Raw genomic sequence first — 15,675 nt, 5'->3', positions numbered from 1 at the left:
TTGGCTGAGGCCGTTGATGTCCTGGTTCTCTCCAGCGATCTTGATTTTGCAACAGACCTTGTATGCCGCGAACTCGGCTTGCGCGGTTCTCCGTTTCTACGACTGAATCGCGAATCCCTGCCAGCACTAGGCTTGACCCTTGACCCGGTCACGCCAACGCTTCGCTGTAGGTTCGAAGGTCGAAGCTGGATCGTGGACAGTAGTCTGCGCTCGGTCTGGTGGCGCGTCGGCACCTTCGACCGGGAAATTTCGGATCGCTCGCTCGATCTGCAAACACAGCTTCAGCGTACCCAGTGGAGCGCATTTCTTCGTAGCATGATGGTTTTCACAGGCGCGCGATGGATCAATCACCCCGCCGCAACCTATGCGGCCGAGACCAAGGCGTTACAGCTTAGAATCGCTCGTGAGGTAGGGTTCGATATTCCGGAAACAGTGATGAGCAACGATCCTGTTGGTTTCGCTGACCGAGAACCTGGAACTCGTGTCGCCTTTAAAAGCATTGATACTTTGCTCCTACGCGAAGGCGACGCCCAGTTATTTGGATATACGACATTGCTGGACATCAAGCACGTGGCAGTCGAGGATCTGCGCCTCTCACCTGCGACCATCCAAGTGCCGCTTGAGCCAAAACTAGATCTGCGGGTGACGGTCGTCGGCGAGACGATTTGGTGCGCGGAGGTGCGCGGGGTTGGCGAGCGAATTGAAGGAGATTGGCGCCTTACTCCGAAACACGAACTAACCTATCCGGAGCACATTCTGCCCCGCGAGATAGAGCAGTGCTGTCGTGCACTCGTCGCTCGCTTGGGGCTGGTATTCGGCGCCATCGATTTAGCGCTGGTAGATGGCTGCTATTGGTTCATAGAGATAAACCCGACCGGCGAGTGGGGCTGGCTGGAACGGCCCGACCGGTCGATCGCTGCAGCTATTGCAGGAGAACTGGCATGCCGATCGATTGCCGCCTGAACAGGATGATGCGTGCGCTCTGCGGGCTACCGCGAGGGGCTCTTCAGGAAGCGATCGAGCCGATTCGGATGTGGATAGCCAACAGCGGGCTACGTGCGGAGAAATTCTCTGATCCCGATATTGCCGAGCTCTCCGATGCCGATCTGTCAAGCTATCTCGTGGCCGATGGTGTACGTGCTAAGGAACTTGACGAGAAACTTCAAAAGCTGACTGCAGCGCTATCCGTCGCAGTGACAGTTGGCGGCCTGGTTGGCCAAACGATGCTTGGTGGCCTCTCAGCTTCTTGGTTGAAAACCGCCACTGCATTTTCGTTCTTGATTGCTGAGCTCTATCTCGTTGTCGGCGTCATCGTGGGCTTCGACGGTCTTCGACCAAGGGCGCGTTACGGCTACGGTCCTGCGTTTCTACGCATCATGTCGCAAGGCGGCGACGCCAAGCGCAATGAACTGATTGCAGCAGCCAACGCTTCGGAACGCGACAATATTATGCGCGCGAACCAAGCTAGCGCGGCGGCTAGTGCGGTTCGGAACGGAGTTCTTATCTTTGTTTTCTCGGTCTTTCTCGGGATTCTTGCCGTCGAGTTCGCGCCGCCACCGGCACTCTCCAATCTGTCGAGCGCCTCTAAATAACCGGGCATCAGTGAAACGACCAGCCTTACCTCGGCAAACGAGGTACAGTCACACGAGGTTCCCTGAAGCGGAACGTTCCCCTTGCCAACCCCACCACCTTCCCCTAATCTCCCACCTGAGAAAACCTTTTCCCAACCCGCTCTGCGCCCGCTGACCTTACCCGTCATCACCGCGCAGGTCGATAAGAGAAAACCTTTTCTCAAGCTAAGGGAATCCGCCGCGCCCATGCCTTCCGACGCCGAGCCAGCGCCAGTTTCCGCCAAGCCGCCGGTCACGCTGCGCGAAGTCGCCGCCGCGGCCGGCGTCAGCGTCGCCACGGCGTCGAAGGCGCTGAACGGGCAGGGGCGCATGACGGCGGAGACGCGCGAGCGCATCCGCGAGACGGCGCGGCTGCTCGGCTTCCGGCCGAACAGCCTGGCGCAGAGCCTGTTGCGAAAACGCTCCTTCACCGTCGGCCTGCTCACCAACGATACCTATGGCCGCTTCTCGCTGCCGCTGATGGCCGGCGTTTCGGATGCGCTGGTCGACAAGGGCGTGTCGGTGTTCCTGTGCAATGTCGAGGACGACCAGCGGCTCGGCCAGCTGCATGTCGAGGCCATGCTCGACAAGCGCGTCGACGGCATCGTCGCCACCGGAAAACGCATCGACCGCCATCTGCCGGTCGATCTCTCCAACCTGCGCATCCCGGTCGTCTACGCCTTCACCCAGCCGGATCCCGGCGCGGTCGGCCTCGTCTCCGACGATGCCGGCGGCGCGCGGCTGGCGGTCGAGCAGTTCTTGCGGCTCGGGCGCCGACGCATCGCCCATGTCAGCGGTCCGGCGAGCTTCGCCGTGGTGCATACGCGGGCCGAGGCTTATCGCGACGTCCTGAGGGAGAACGGCTTGCCCACAGCCGAGCCGCTGCTGGGCGCCTGGTCGGAGGCCTGGGGCCACGATGCGGTGGCAAGACTGTTCGGCAAGGCGGGCAGGGAAGGATGGCCGGACGCCGTCTTCTGCGGCAACGACCAGATTGCCCGCGGCGTCATCGATGCGCTGCGCGAGCGCGGTATCCGCGTGCCCGAGGATGTCGGCGTCATCGGCTTCGACAATTGGGAGATCGTGGCCGAGGCGACGCGCCCGCCGCTGACCTCGATCGACATGAACCTGGCGAGCCTCGGGCGCGAGGCCGGGCTTGCCCTGCTTTCGCTCGTCGACGGCCACCCGGCCGCGCCGGGCATCAGGAAACTGCCGTGCCGGCTGGTGGTGCGTCAGTCATGCGGCAGTCCGCCGCAATGAAGCAACAAGGCTACGCGCCCGGTTAGACCGGGCGGCGCGGCCAAAACAGGGAGGAGAACCATGAGGAGGAGTAAAATGAAGACCATGTTTGCCAAGCTGGCTTTGGCCGCGGCCGTCATCGGCGGCGGCCTGCAGGCGGCGTCCGCCGAGACCGCCAACATCTGGGTGCGCGCCGACGGCTCGAACTTCATGCCGCGCATCGTCGACGCCTTCAACAAGGCGAACAAGGATCAGATCAAGCTCGACATCATTCCCAACGCCGAGATCATCCCGAAATATGGCGCCGCGGCCGCCGGCGGCACCGCGCCCGACGCGCTCTCGCTCGACCTGATCTACACGCCGTCCTTCGCCGCCGCCGGCCAGTTGGAGGACATTACAGATTGGGCGAAATCCTTGCCCTATTTCGCCAGCCTGTCGCCGGCGCATGTGAAGACCGGCACGTATAAGGACCGCATCTACGGCCTGCCGTTCTCGGCCGATGCCTCGGTGCTGATCTGGAACAAGAAGCTGTTCAAGCAGGCCGGGCTCGACCCCGAGAAGGGACCGACCAACTGGGCCGAGATCGAGGCCGATGCCGAAAAGGTCAACGCGCTCGGCGGCGACATCAAGGGCTTCTATTTCTCCGGCAATTGCGGCGGCTGCAACATCTTCACCTTCACGCCGCTGATCTGGGCCTCGGGCGGCGACATCCTGTCCGAGGACGGCTCGAAGGCGACGCTCGACAGCCCGCAGCTGCGCGGGGCGATCGACCTCTATCGCTCGATGGTCAAGAAGGGGCTGGTGCCCGAGGGCGCGCAGACCGACACCGGCGCCAATTTCTTCGCCGCCTTCGCCGGCGGCAAGATCGGCATCTCGCCGTCCGGCGCTTTCGCCATCGGCGCGCTCAACACGCAATATCCGGACGTCGACTACGGCATCACCTTCTTGCCGGGCAAGGATGGCGGCTGGTCGTCCTTCGCCGGCGGCGACAATTTCGTCGTCACCAAGGGCACCAAGAAGATCGCCGTGGTGAAGGAGTTCCTGGACTTCGCCTATTCGCTGGAGGGCCAGACCATTCTGGCCAAATATGGCAGCCTGCCGGTGCGAAACGACATCGCCAAGGACGCGCTGAAGGATCTCGACCCGCGCTACCAGGTGGCGGCCGAAGCGATGGCCAAGGGCAGGACGCCCTATTCGGTGGTGTTCAACGACCTGATCAACTCCGCAAACGGGCCGTGGACGCAGATGATCAACGAGGTGTTCTTCGGCGACGATGTCGATGGCGCCATCAAGAACGCGCAGGAGACGATGCAGTCGATTATCGACCAGGCGCCGAACAAGTAGACACCAGGGCCAGCCGGCGGCGAGGATCGCGCAACGCCTCGCTGCCAAGGCTCTGACCGGCCGCCCGCCCGTCTCCCTGGCCGGGCGGCCGGGGACTGCATCGCTGAATGGCAGGGTTTTATCGCGTTGAGAAAGCACGCTCACCAATTTGCGGCGCCGCGACGTTCGCTCCCCCTTCTCCCCTTGTGGGAGAAGGTGTCGCCGAAGGCGACGGATGAGGGGTGTTCCAGCGGAGTGAGGCGTTGGCGTTCCCTGGAACACCCCTCATCCGTCTCGGCGCTACGCGCCGATCCACCTTCTCCCACAAGGGGAGAAGGGGGAGGCAAGCCATGACCGCCATCACAGCCGCCTCCGCACCCGCCCGCTCACGCATCGGCGTCAGCCGTCGGCAATGGGTGGGCCTGCTCTATGTCCTGCCGGCCGTCGCCCTGGTCACCGTCTTCTTCGTCATCCCGCTCGGCATGACCGCCTGGATGTCGCTGCACAATTGGCCGCTGATGGGTGAGCATGCGTTCATCGGCCTCGACAACTACTTTGCCATCCTGCGCGACACGCGCTTCTGGAATGCGCTGAAATTCACCTTCTACTACACGGTGATCGTCACCATCGCGATCTTCGCCGTCGCCTTCCCGCTGGCGATCTTCATCGAAAAACCGCGTCCGCTGACCAACCTCTACCGCACCGCCTTCTTCATGCCGGCGGTGGTCGGCTTCGCCTCGGCGAGCCTGCTCTGGTCCTGGCTGCTCAACGTCGATTCCGGCCTGTTCAGCCCGGCCGCCTTCGACCTCGGCCTGACCGCGAAGAAGGTCAATCTTCTCGCCACGTTCCAGCCGGCCTTCTGGTCGATCATCGCCATGGTGGTCTGGAAGGTGGCCGGCTTCACCATGATCATCCTGATGACCGGCCTGCAGTCGATCCCGCAGGATCTGCAGGAGGCGGCGGTCATCGACGGGGCAGGGCCGTTCGCAAGGTTCCGGGCCATCACCTTGCCGCTGATGCGCCGCACGCTGGCGCTGGCGCTAATCCTGTCGGTGGCGGGCTCGATCCTCGCCTTCGACCAGTTCTACATCATCCTGCGCGGCGGCCCGCGCAACCAGACGCTGACGGCGGTCTACTGGATCTTCAACCAGTCCTTCGTCTCGTTCAAGCTCGGCTACGGCGCCGCGCTCTCGATGGTGCTGCTGGTCATCCTGGTGGCGCTCAGCCTCATCCAGCTCTGGCTGCTGCGCAAGCCGGAGGGGCTCGACTGATGGCCGAGGCGATGTCGCAAAACCGGAAAGTCGGCTTCAGCCTCGCCAGGCACTCCACCGGCATCATCGCCTCGGTGCTGTTCCTGGCGCCGATCGTCTGGACCGTGCTGTCGACCTTCAAGCCGGCGCAGGAGGCGCGCCAGCCGCCGCTGCCGCCCTGGCCGACTACCGGTTTCTCGATCGAGAATTATCAGACGCTGAACTCCTTCGGCGACGGGCTCTGGGTCTCGGCGCAGAACAGCATCTATGTCTCGGTGATGACGGTGCTGCTCTCGGTGCTGGTCAGCGTGCTCGCCGGCTACGGCTTCTCGCGCTTCCGGTTCCCCTTCCGGGATTTCTTCTTCATCCTCATCCTGTCGACGATCATGATCCCGTTCCAGTCGATCTTGACGCCGATCTTCCTGGTGCTGACGAAGCTCGGCCTGCACAACACGCTGACGGGCCTGGTCTGCGTCTATGTCACACTGCAGCTGCCGTTCTCGATCTTCATGATGCGCAACGCCTTCGATGCCGTGCCGCGCGAGATCGAGGAGGCCGCGCGCATGGACGGCGCCAACAACGTCACCATGCTCGTCAAGGTGATGCTGCCGCTGGTCTGGCCGGGTGTCGTCACCATTGCGCTGTTCGCCTTCCTCGGCGCCTGGAACGAGTTCCTGGCGGCGCTGGTGCTGATGACCGACCAGTCCAAATTCACCCTGCCGGTGATGATGACCGCCCTTCAGTCCGGCCGCTTCGGCGCCATCGACTGGGGCGCGGTGCAGGCCGGCGTCACGGTGATGATGGTGCCTTGCCTGATCCTGTTCCTGGCGCTGCAGCGCTTCTACATCCGCGGCCTGATGGCCGGGGCCGTCAAGTAATTCGAATGGAGTGAAATCATGACCGCATCCCAGCCCGCCGCGCAGCCCTCCGCCAAGCCGCAGCTCGCCTTCCGGCCGTTGCCAGTGCCGCAGGTCGATGTCCGCGGCTTCTGGGGCGACCGTGTCGAAGCGGTCGCGACGCGCACCGCCGAGATCCTCTACGACCGCTGCGTCGAGGCGCGCATGCTGGAGCAGATCGATCCGGACGTGCCGTCGCCGGGCGTCGTCATCCCCTTCCATGTCAGCGACGGTTTTACCGCGCGCACCGTGACGACGCAGATGTTCTGGGATTCTGATTGGGGCAAGACCATCGAGACCGCGGCCTATTCGCTCTACCGGCGCCGCAACCCCGATCTGGAAAAGAAGATCGACGCCGTCATCGACATGTACGGCAAGCTGCAGCAGGAGGACGGCTATCTCTCCAGCTGGTATCAGCGCATCCAGCCCGGCCTGCGCTGGACCAACCTGCGCGACTGCCACGAGCTCTACTGCGCCGGCCATCTGATCGAGGGCGCGGTCGCTTACTTTCAGGCCACCGGCAAGCGCAAGCTGCTCGACATCCTGTCCCGTTATGTCGACCACATCGGCTCGGTGTTCGGTCCCGAGCCCGGCAAGAAGAAGGGCTATTGCGGCCATGAGGAAATCGAGCTGGCGCTGGTCAAGCTCGCTCGGGTGACTGGCGAGAAGAAGTACATGGACCTGGCGAAATATTTCATCGACCAGCGCGGCCAGCAGCCCCATTATTTCGACGAGGAGGCGCGCGCCCGCGGCGCCGATCCCAAAGCCTATCACTTCAAGACCTATGAATATAACCAGTCGCACAAGCCGGTGCGCGAGCAGGACAAGGTCGTCGGCCATGCGGTGAGGGCGATGTATCTCTATTCCGGTATGGCCGACATCGCCACCGAATATGGCGACGACACGCTTAGGGTCGCGCTTGACCGCCTGTGGGACGATCTCATGACCAAGAGCCTCTATGTCACCGGCGGTCTCGGTCCGTCGGCGCACAACGAAGGTTTTACGAGCGACTACGACCTGCCCAACGACACCGCCTATGCCGAGACCTGCGCTTCGGTGGGCCTGGTGTTCTGGGCAAGCCGCATGCTGGGCATGGGTCCGAACGCCCGCTACGCCGACATGATGGAACGGGCGCTTTACAACGGCTCGATCTCCGGCCTGTCGCTCGACGGCTCGCTGTTCTTCTACGAGAACCCGCTGGAGAGTCGCGGTGGCCACCATCGCTGGAAATGGCACCGCTGCCCGTGCTGCCCGCCCAATATCGGCCGCATGGTGGCGTCCATCGGCAGCTATTTCTACGGCCTCGCCGACGATGCGCTGGCGGTGCACCTCTATGGCGATTCGACTGCGCGCTTCGAGATCGCCGGCCGGCAGGTGACGCTCGTCCAGACCAGCAGCTATCCCTGGGACGGCGCGATTGCGATCGAGATCGGGCCGGAGGCGCCCGTAGAGTTCACGCTTCACTTGCGCATACCCGCCTGGTGCCGCAAGGCGGCTTTGCGTGTCAACGGCAAGCTCGTCGATCTGGAAGCGGCGACGGTCGACGGCTATGCCGCGATCCGCCGCAAATGGCGCCAGGGCGACAAGGTCGAGCTCGACCTCGAAATGTCGATGGCCCGCCTCTTCGCCAACCCGCAGGTGCGCCAGGACATCGGCCGCGTGGCGCTCGCGCGCGGCCCGCTGATCTATTGCGTCGAGGAGACCGACAATGGCGGCGGGCTGTATCGCATCGCCTTGCCGCGCGAGGCAAGGCTCGAAGCCCATAAGGAGCCGAACCTGCTCGGCGGCATCGTCACGCTCTCGGCCATCGGCAGCAGGGCCGAGACCGAGAACTGGGGCGCCGATCTCTACCGCCCCGAACCGCCGGTGACGCAGGAAACGAAGCTCAAGGCGGTCCCGTATTTTGCCTGGGACAATCGCGATCCCGGCGAGATGCTGGTCTGGCTGAGGGAAGGGTGAAGGCGGCCTATCTCAAAGATGCACGAAGGCCGTCAGCGGCAGGTGGTCGGAGGCGACGCGCGACAGCGGCGTGTCATGCGCCTCGACGCCTGAAACCAGGTCGTGCCGGTTGCCCATGATGCGGTCGAGTGCCAGCACCGGCAGGCCGGATGGGAAAGTCGGCACCGCCGGCGTCGGGCCGAAGGTCGTGTGCAGCGTGTTCAGTGCCGAGCGGTTGCCGAGCCGCCATTCGTTGAGGTCGCCCAGAAGCAGCGTCGGCCTCTCGTCGGCGCTGCTCATGATGTCGAGCACGACGCGGGCCTGTTCCGAGCGCGAGCGGCGCAGCAGGCCGAGATGGGCGGCAATGACGCGCAGCGACCGTTTCTCGTCGAGATCGATCTCGGCGACCAGCGCGCCGCGCGGCTCCAGTCCGGGCAGCTTGAGCTGGTGGACGTCGCGCACGGTGCCGCGCTTGAACAACAGCACATTGCCGCGCCAGCCATGCCCCTTGCCGTTGCCGCTGACCGGCACTGGCACCAGCCCCGTTTCCAGCTCCAGGCGGGCCAGGTCGAGCAGCCCGGCCCTGTCGCCGAAGCGGTTGTCGGCCTCCTGCAGCGCGATCACGTCGGGGCTCATTTCGCGGATGACGCGCGCCGTCCGTTCGGGGTCGAATCTGCGGTCGGTGCCGATGCATTTGTGGACGTTGTAGGAGGCAACGACGATTTCCGTGTCGTTGACGCGCTTGCGCGGCGTCGCCTTCGCCTTGCGTGCGCTTCTGCTGCGGATCGAGAGCAGCACGGTCTCGGGCAGGCTGCGTCCTTTGATGTCGTCTATCTCCATGATCCCGATGCTCGATTTCCTGCTCTAAAGATAGGGCGATCCCAGCCACAGCAAACGGTCGAAGACGCGGATTGCGAACGGCCTTGCCTTCAGCGTCTGCAGCGTCACCGGCTGCGCGGTCGAGATGGCGGCCGCGATACGGGCGTCGATCTCGGCGGCGAAATTTTTATCCAGCACTTCCAAGTCGATCTCGAAATTCAGCCTCAGCGAGCGGGCGTCCAGATTGGAAGAGCCGACATAGGCCCACACGCCGTCGATCGCCATCAGCTTCGAATGGTCGAACGCGCCTTCGTGGCGCCAGACGCGGCAATAGTGCTTCAAAACCTGGTCGAACTGCGCCGTCATCGCATGGTCGACGAGGAAGAGGTTGTTCACCGCCGGCACGACGATGTCGATTTCGACGCCGCGCCGGCCGGCCGTGGTCAGCGCGCTGATGAACTCCCGGTCCGGCAGGAAATAGGGCGACATGATGCGGATCGATTTGCGGGCGACCGAAAACGCTCCCATCAGCAACTTGAGATTGGTTTCGTTAGACGCGTCCGGCCCGGTCGCGACCGCGCGCACCAGCATCGGCTGCCCTGGCGGCGGCGCGACACGCTCGACCTGCCAGGGCCCGTCCTTCAGGGCCTCGTTGCCGGCGAAGCGCCAGTCCTCGGCGGCCACCGAGAACAGATCGGCCACCACCGGCCCGGTGACCTCGAAATGCGTGTCACGCGAACTGTCGGAACCGGCGAGCTCGGCCGAGAATCCCTTGCGGATGTTCATGCCTCCCGTGAACGCCACCGTGCCGTCGATAATCAGTATCTTCCTGTGGGTCCTGAGATTGGCATAGGGAAGTCTCAGGCCCATGACGATGTTGCCGTTGAAGAGATCGACCGTGACGTCGGATTCCCTGAGCTGCTTCAGGATGCTGGGCACCGAATAGCGTACGCCGACGGCGTCGATCAGCACGCGCACGGTGACGCCGCGCCTGACGGCGTTGCCGAGCGACTGGACGAAAAGCGCCCCGACCGCGTCATTGTCGAAAATATAGGTTTCCAGAAGCACGCTTCGTTGCGCCGCATCGATCGCCCGGCACATCGCCGTATAGGCTTCGTCGCCTGTCTTGAGCACGGCGATGGTGTTTCCCGAGGTGAGCGGGCGCCGCGCCACTCTGTCGCCAAGCGTCTTCAGCCCGGTGAAACGCTGGCCGAATTCGGCGTTGATCAAGGCTTCCAGCGCGACGTCCCGGTCATGCCTGGCGGCAGCGGCCTCGGGCGAGACCGGCCGCATGGCGCTGATCGTCGCGCGGCGGATCCGGTTGATGCCGGCAATGGCGTAGATGATCGCGCCGAGGAAAGGCGACAGAAGCATCACGCCCACCCAGCCGGTGGCCGCGCGCACGTCTTCCTTCGTCATGATGGCGTGGACGATGCCCACCGCCGCCATCGCCAGCGACAGGATCAGGATAAGCGTCGACCAGTGACTCGCAATCGCCTCGAACATCGGCCCGACTATTGTGCGAGCCGGCGCGGAAGGCAATGCGGACGGTGAGGCTGGTCCGAAACTCGCCCCGTCGATGGCCCCCCGCCGAACACTCGGCAAGGTCAGGCTTGCCGAATGCCCCTGACCGCGTTTGCCTTTGTCGCTATGCGGTCAGCTGTCGGTCGAGATAGTTACGGCTTTCCAGGCATCGATCTCTTGCTGCAGCCGCTGGATTCGCTCGGACACGAGCTTGAGGGCGTCGCTGCCAAGCAGAAGCTGCGGCGGCGGGGCTTCGGTTTCGACCAGGGCCAATACGGCCGTCGCAAGCTTGTCCGGATCGCCAATTTGCTTGCCGCTTTTCGCCTGTCGGGCCTCCCGGATCGGATCGAACAGCGCATCGTAATCGCTGATGGACCTCCCGGTCCGGACCATGGAACGTCCGGCCCAGTCCGTCCGGAAGGAGCCTGGGCAGACGGCGGCAACGCGAACGCCGAATGGGGCCATTTCGGAACGCATCACTTCCGATATGCCCTGGAGCGCGAACTTGCTGCCACAATAGTAAGCGATGCCCGGCATTGTGATCATGCCGCCCATCGACGTGACGTTGACGATGAAGCCGCGGCGTCGGTCGCGGAACCTGGGAAGAAACGCCTTGGCGACCGCCACGGCGCCGAAGACGTTCACATCGAACTGACGCCGCATCTCTTCCAGTGACGACTCTTCAAGCACGCCCTCATGGCCGTAGCCGGCATTGTTGATCAGGACGTCGACAGGCCCGTGCTCTTCCTCCGCCTGCGCGACGACGTCCGGCACGCGGTCGAACTCCGTGACATCGCAGATGACGGTGCGGATCGCCGGGAGGGATCCGGCAAGTGCCGCGCGTGACGTCTCGGTCCGGACGGTGCCAATGACCGTATGGCCCATCTGGATGGCGGCGGAAGCGATGGCGAGGCCGAAGCCGGAATTGGCGCCAGTGATGAAGAAGGTCTTTTTTGCCATGATCTGCGGTCCTTCATTGATGGAGTGCAGCTTGGCAAATAGTATGGTGCGGTTGCGTCCACGATTGCGGTTTCTATGAATAGCTTGCCAAATCCTATCAGGGCGGACGTCGGGCGAAGACGAAAGCTGGTCGAGTTGGCCGGAGCTATCGCCGACCGTGTTGGCTATAATGCGACCGCGCTCGAGCGTGTGCGCGTGCTCCGGACCGAGGCGATGCTTCACGACGTCCCGGTACTTTATGAACCGGGTGCGGTGTTTGTCCTGCAGGGAAGCAAGCGAGGCATCCTCGAACGGGAGGTTTACCTCTACGATGAAGACCATTATCTGGCGGTGTCGGTCCCTGTTCCGTTTCGGATGGAATCGACGGCCAGCCCCGATCGTCCTCTGCTTGCGGTCTATGTCGAATTCGACATGCGGATGGCGGCCGAGATTGCCGCGCAGCTGGAGATGCATTCGGATGTGGGAAGCGACCGGCCGCGAAGTCTCGTATCGAGCAGCATGGGCTCCGACATCGAGGATGTCCTGCTGCGCCTGCTGACGGCGCTTCGCAATCCTGCCGAGACCGCCGTTCTTGGATCGAGCCTTCTGCGCGAGCTGCATTACCGCGTCCTGATCGGCCCGCAAGGCGGGGCGATGATCGCTGCCTTGCGGCAAAGAGGCAGGTCGGGAAGGATCGTGCGGAGCCTCGCATGGCTGCGGGAAAACTACAGCGCTGAAATCTCGGTCGCCGATCTCGCGGGACAAGCAGGCATGAGCGTGCCTTCTTACCACGTTCATTTCAAGGAAATGACCGGAAGCAGCCCGATGCAGTACGTGAAAGCCATGCGGCTGCACGAGGCAAGACTGATGATCGCACGCAAGACAACGATCGCTCAGGTCGCGGCTTTGGTCGGATATGCGAGCGCGGCTCAGTTCAGCCGCGACTTCAAGCGGCATTTTGGACGCACGGCTTCCGAAGAGATGAGCTGGGTCCGTCGCCATCTGGGCTAACTCGCCTCGGAAGAGTAGTCCCTATCGCCGCTCAGCGGTCACGGGTCGGCACAGTGTCGCGGCGCGCTAGAGCCGGCGGCAAGGCCGCCGGCCTAGAGCTTCCTGAAAAAACCCGACAGAATATTCGGACCCGCTTCGCCCGGCCGTAGCCTGATCCCGTCCTCGAAGCAGTTCAGCGTCACGCATTCGAAGCCATTGGCTCCGAGAAGCGCCACCAGCGAGTCGCGGTCGAAATGGTGCAGGTGCTCGTTGGGCAGACGCATGCGCCATTTGGCGAACCACGCGTCGCCCTCGGCGCCGAGCTCGCGCCAGCGGCAATAGGGGACGGCGACAGCCAGGTGGCGGGCCTGAAGCCGGGAAAGGAAGCTGAGATCGGGGATGTGCTCCAGCACGTCGAACATGGCGACGAGGTCCCAGGCGCCGGCGAGCGCCTCATCCCAATCGACGAAGCGGACACCCTTGGGCAGTGGGAATTCAGCGATATCGCAGCCGGCGCAATCGGCGACGCCGGTTATCTTCGCGGCTTCGATGAACGTGCCCGTGCCATATCCGATTTCCAGCACGGAACGAGGAATCTCGCCGGTGATGCCAAGCACCCAGCCAAGCCGCTGATAACCGAGCTTGATGGTCCGGTCGCTCAGGTCTTCATAATAGGAGATATATTTCTTGTCGTATTTGATCGGTGTGAAGTCGATCTGGTGGATCACGCCGAACCTGTCCACCTCATAATTGTCCAACATTGTCCGCGCGGCCTCCGGGTGCCGAATTCCTTATAAGGTCAATTGCACGCAGCCACGGTTCTAAGCGCTTCGGCTCGGGAAGGTGCGGGCAACTTTCCGATCCGTCGAACAGAAGCGTAGAACCTCGGGTAGTCGCCGGAGCACAAGTCGAACAAGCGAAGAAACGCCGGGACCTGTTCGCCGTAGACAGCGGTCGCGGCGAGCTTTGCGTTGTTGATAGGGCTATCGAACCAGGCATCATATCCCCGGTATCCAGCCCATCGCCTGTCGCGCATTTGCCGGTAGCGCATCCGCAGCCTGTCGATGGCGGCTGCTTTGGCGGCCGCCATCTGCTGCGGGCTGCGGGGACTTCCATAGACCTGCCTCAGCTCATCCCGGGTTTTCGATATCAGTCCGAGAAAATCGGCCTTGCGCTTGCGATCGATTTCGTAGCTGCGCAATCCGGCGCGATTGCCGGTGGCGCGGAGCCATTTCCTCGTACCGGTGGTTTCGACGGAAACCGCGAAAGCCTCGTTGAATGCGGAGTCGCCGTTCACATAGACTTTCTGATGCGCCAGCTCATGGAAAATAAGGCTTGCGAGGTAGGTGTCGTCCTGACGCAGCATGGTGCTGAGCAGCGGATCGCTGAACCAGCCCAGCGTGGAATATGCGGTGACGCCCGACACATAGACGTCCAGCCCCTGCCGCTGCAGTTCAGCAGCACTTTCGAGCGCGTCTTTGCGCGAAAAATATCCCTTGTATGGAACGCAGCCGAAGACTGGAAAGCACCAAGTTATCGGCGCAAGCGAGAATTGCGGCGCAGCAAACACGGCCAAGGTCACATTGTTCCGACCGACGTCGACATAACTGCGGTAGCTGTTATTATCGGGCAGCGCCAGCTCTTCCGTGGCAAAGCGGCGTATGGCGCTGGCGGAGGTCAATTTGGCGCGCAACGCCTGTGGCGTCGACGGATCGCGGATAAGTCTTCCAACGTTCTTGCGCGCGGCCATGATCTCGACATGGCCCTCCAACGACTGCGCGTAGTAGGAAATGCTGGTGCATCCAGTCACGCCGGACGCCAGGATCGCCGCGGCAAGCAATCGAAAAACGCGCTTCACAGCCTGCCCACCGCCTGCCCGTCTCCCATGGAGCAAATGTCTGCTCCCGTGTCTCAGGCGCGCCTATTTTCGTCAAGACCTGGAGGGGCAGGGTCGGACCTTAGATTGCTCAGCGGCCATCACCCCCGCCGCGCCGCCAGCCGCAGCCACGGCGCCAGATGGAACGCTGCCATCAGGAGATACATCGGCACCATGCCGCTGAGCGCCGAGGCGCCCGACATGCACATCATGTCCTGGCCCCCATAGGCCGCCGTGAGCAGCGCCATCATGGCGAAGGTAGGAGTCGCGGCGAGGCAAAGCCAGTCGGCGAGGCCGAAGCCGCTCAGGCCGTTTGGGCGAGGGGCAGGATTGTCGATGCTCATGATATCCACCTTCTGATGCGGACAGGGTTCGAGCCCGTTGGAACAAGCGCGAGGCGATCGGCTCCGGCGGCGCGCGGTTTGCGCCGCCGGAACCGCTTCACGCTCAGGCGTTCTTGTTGCGGAACGCCGCTTCGCCGGCATCCGAGACCTCGACCCATCTCTGGTCGGGGGCGGCGCCTTCCTCGTAATTGTCGTGCCAGTTCCACCATTTGTAGGTCTGGGTCTGCGGATAGCCCTCGGGCGAATCCTCCCATACCTCCTGGCGGCCGAGCGGGGTGACGTCGAGATAGCTCCAGACGGTGCCAAAGGCTTCGTCGCCGCGGTTGTTGACGAAATAAGTGCGGAAGATGCGCTTGCCGTCATGGATGAAGACGTTGTGGCCATGCCATTCGTCGACGCCGAAATCCTTATCCCAGCTATCGGTGATGGTGTACCAGGGCATCTTCCAGTCCATGCGCTGCTTCAGCCGCTGGATGTCGGCCTGCGGCGCGCGCGAGGCATAGGCAAGCGTGGTGTCGCGGGCGTTGAGATGGGCAAGGTTGCCGACCATGTCGGCGCCGAGCGAGCAGCCGCGGCACGCATGTTCGGGCCAGCCATAGACGCCGGGCTCGAAGAAGGCGCGGTAGACGACGAGCTGGCGGCGGCCTTCGAAGAGGTCGAGCAGGCTCATCTTGCCGTTCGGGCCTTCGAACACATAGTCCTTCTTGACTTCCATCCACGGCATGCGGCGGCGTTCGGCGGCCAAAGCGTCGCGGGCGCGGGTGAGCGCCTTTTCCTTCACGAGCATCTCTTCATAGGCGCCTTCCCACGCTTCCTGCGAAACGACCGGCGGTGTCTTCATATGTTGGGTCATTGCTCTTGTCCCGTTCTTGGGTTTGGTTGGGGGTGACGAGGACAGACATAGGACAGCGCACTGCGATGGTGAGAGTT

The 15,675-nt window shown here is 63.2% G+C and carries 15 protein-coding genes; 8 read left to right on the top strand and 7 right to left on the bottom strand.

All coding sequences use genetic code 11. The features are described from left to right. The 7 genes from LB526_RS08075 (at position 1) to LB526_RS08045 (ending at position 8,274) form a co-directional block, all read left to right on the top strand. Positions 1–963 (top strand): RimK-like protein, encoded by a 963-nt coding sequence (locus LB526_RS08075; protein ID WP_224627161.1) that lies wholly within the window; start codon positions 1–3, stop codon positions 961–963. Next, positions 942–1,592 carry a hypothetical protein gene (locus LB526_RS08070; protein ID WP_224627160.1) on the top strand — a complete coding sequence of 217 codons (651 nt, stop codon included), beginning with the start codon at positions 942–944 and terminating at the stop codon, positions 1,590–1,592. Before LB526_RS08075 ends, LB526_RS08070 begins: the two co-directional genes overlap by 22 nt. A gap of 225 nt (positions 1,593–1,817) precedes the next feature. After that, a complete protein-coding gene (locus tag LB526_RS08065) occupies positions 1,818–2,867 on the top strand; it encodes a LacI family DNA-binding transcriptional regulator (RefSeq protein ID WP_224627159.1) in 1,050 nt (349 codons plus the stop codon). Between the two features lie 75 nt (positions 2,868–2,942). Continuing rightward, positions 2,943–4,190: an ABC transporter substrate-binding protein gene (locus LB526_RS08060; protein ID WP_095767848.1), complete on the top strand. Its 1,248-nt coding sequence runs from the start codon at positions 2,943–2,945 to the stop codon at positions 4,188–4,190. A gap of 329 nt (positions 4,191–4,519) precedes the next feature. Continuing rightward, the gene (locus LB526_RS08055; protein ID WP_224627158.1) at positions 4,520–5,440 is read left to right on the top strand and encodes a carbohydrate ABC transporter permease; all 921 of its coding nucleotides are present in this window, start codon (positions 4,520–4,522) and stop codon (positions 5,438–5,440) included. Then, positions 5,440–6,297, top strand: coding sequence for a carbohydrate ABC transporter permease (locus LB526_RS08050; RefSeq protein ID WP_224610983.1), 858 nt, complete (start codon positions 5,440–5,442; stop codon positions 6,295–6,297). Before LB526_RS08055 ends, LB526_RS08050 begins: the two co-directional genes overlap by 1 nt. Positions 6,298–6,315: 18 nt before the next feature. Continuing rightward, positions 6,316–8,274, top strand: a complete 1,959-nt coding sequence (locus tag LB526_RS08045; protein WP_224627156.1) for a glycoside hydrolase family 127 protein — start codon at positions 6,316–6,318, stop codon at positions 8,272–8,274. Positions 8,275–8,286: 12 nt separating this feature from the next. Here the strand turns inward: LB526_RS08045 and LB526_RS08040 are convergent, their stop codons facing one another. The 3 genes from LB526_RS08040 to LB526_RS08030 all read right to left on the bottom strand — a co-directional run bounded on the left by LB526_RS08040 (position 8,287) and on the right by LB526_RS08030 (position 11,556). Next, the gene (locus LB526_RS08040; protein WP_181170758.1) at positions 8,287–9,093 is read right to left on the bottom strand and encodes an endonuclease/exonuclease/phosphatase family protein; all 807 of its coding nucleotides are present in this window, start codon (positions 9,091–9,093) and stop codon (positions 8,287–8,289) included. Between the two features lie 24 nt (positions 9,094–9,117). Continuing rightward, entirely contained in the window at positions 9,118–10,578 is a 1,461-nt protein-coding gene (locus LB526_RS08035) for a phospholipase D-like domain-containing protein (protein ID WP_224627154.1), read from the bottom strand. Positions 10,579–10,728: 150 nt separating this feature from the next. Then, on the bottom strand, positions 10,729–11,556 hold the full coding sequence (locus LB526_RS08030; RefSeq protein ID WP_224627152.1) for an oxidoreductase: 828 nt from the start codon (positions 11,554–11,556) through the stop codon (positions 10,729–10,731). A 75-nt stretch (positions 11,557–11,631) separates the two neighbouring features. Here LB526_RS08030 and LB526_RS08025 point away from each other — a divergent pair, with 75 nt between their 5' ends. Next, on the top strand, positions 11,632–12,546 hold the full coding sequence (locus LB526_RS08025; RefSeq protein ID WP_224627150.1) for an AraC family transcriptional regulator: 915 nt from the start codon (positions 11,632–11,634) through the stop codon (positions 12,544–12,546). A 92-nt stretch (positions 12,547–12,638) separates the two neighbouring features. On the opposite strand, the gene LB526_RS08020 is transcribed toward LB526_RS08025, so the two are convergent. The 4 genes from LB526_RS08020 to LB526_RS08005 all read right to left on the bottom strand — a co-directional run bounded on the left by LB526_RS08020 (position 12,639) and on the right by LB526_RS08005 (position 15,598). After that, positions 12,639–13,286 (bottom strand): class I SAM-dependent methyltransferase, encoded by a 648-nt coding sequence (locus LB526_RS08020; RefSeq protein WP_224627148.1) that lies wholly within the window; start codon positions 13,284–13,286, stop codon positions 12,639–12,641. Between the two features lie 38 nt (positions 13,287–13,324). After that, complete coding sequence (locus LB526_RS08015; protein WP_095767841.1) at positions 13,325–14,383, bottom strand: aminopeptidase; 1,059 nt, start codon at positions 14,381–14,383, stop codon at positions 13,325–13,327. 119 nt (positions 14,384–14,502) lie between these two features. Continuing rightward, a complete protein-coding gene (locus LB526_RS08010; protein ID WP_411967258.1) occupies positions 14,503–14,745 on the bottom strand; it encodes a hypothetical protein in 243 nt (80 codons plus the stop codon). 103 nt (positions 14,746–14,848) lie between these two features. After that, complete coding sequence (locus LB526_RS08005; protein WP_224601632.1) at positions 14,849–15,598, bottom strand: DUF899 domain-containing protein; 750 nt, start codon at positions 15,596–15,598, stop codon at positions 14,849–14,851. Positions 15,599–15,675 lie beyond the last annotated feature (77 nt).

This window comes from Mesorhizobium sp. CA6 (genome assembly GCF_020165035.1).
Taxonomy (GTDB): Bacteria; Pseudomonadota; Alphaproteobacteria; order Rhizobiales; family Rhizobiaceae; genus Mesorhizobium.
This window is presented reverse-complemented; position numbering and strand designations above follow the sequence as displayed.

Coding starts and splice junctions, on each gene's coding strand:
- LB526_RS08070 (WP_224627160.1), top strand. CDS start 942: ATGCCGATCGATTGCCGCCTGAACAGGATGATGCGTGCGCTCTGCGGG.
- LB526_RS08065 (WP_224627159.1), top strand. CDS start 1,818: ATGCCTTCCGACGCCGAGCCAGCGCCAGTTTCCGCCAAGCCGCCGGTC.
- LB526_RS08060 (WP_095767848.1), top strand. CDS start 2,943: ATGAAGACCATGTTTGCCAAGCTGGCTTTGGCCGCGGCCGTCATCGGC.
- LB526_RS08055 (WP_224627158.1), top strand. CDS start 4,520: ATGACCGCCATCACAGCCGCCTCCGCACCCGCCCGCTCACGCATCGGC.
- LB526_RS08050 (WP_224610983.1), top strand. CDS start 5,440: ATGGCCGAGGCGATGTCGCAAAACCGGAAAGTCGGCTTCAGCCTCGCC.
- LB526_RS08045 (WP_224627156.1), top strand. CDS start 6,316: ATGACCGCATCCCAGCCCGCCGCGCAGCCCTCCGCCAAGCCGCAGCTC.
- LB526_RS08040 (WP_181170758.1), bottom strand. CDS start 9,093: ATGGAGATAGACGACATCAAAGGACGCAGCCTGCCCGAGACCGTGCTG.
- LB526_RS08035 (WP_224627154.1), bottom strand. CDS start 10,578: ATGTTCGAGGCGATTGCGAGTCACTGGTCGACGCTTATCCTGATCCTG.
- LB526_RS08030 (WP_224627152.1), bottom strand. CDS start 11,556: ATGGCAAAAAAGACCTTCTTCATCACTGGCGCCAATTCCGGCTTCGGC.
- LB526_RS08025 (WP_224627150.1), top strand. CDS start 11,632: ATGAATAGCTTGCCAAATCCTATCAGGGCGGACGTCGGGCGAAGACGA.
- LB526_RS08020 (WP_224627148.1), bottom strand. CDS start 13,286: ATGTTGGACAATTATGAGGTGGACAGGTTCGGCGTGATCCACCAGATC.
- LB526_RS08010 (WP_411967258.1), bottom strand. CDS start 14,745: ATGAGCATCGACAATCCTGCCCCTCGCCCAAACGGCCTGAGCGGCTTC.
- LB526_RS08005 (WP_224601632.1), bottom strand. CDS start 15,598: ATGACCCAACATATGAAGACACCGCCGGTCGTTTCGCAGGAAGCGTGG.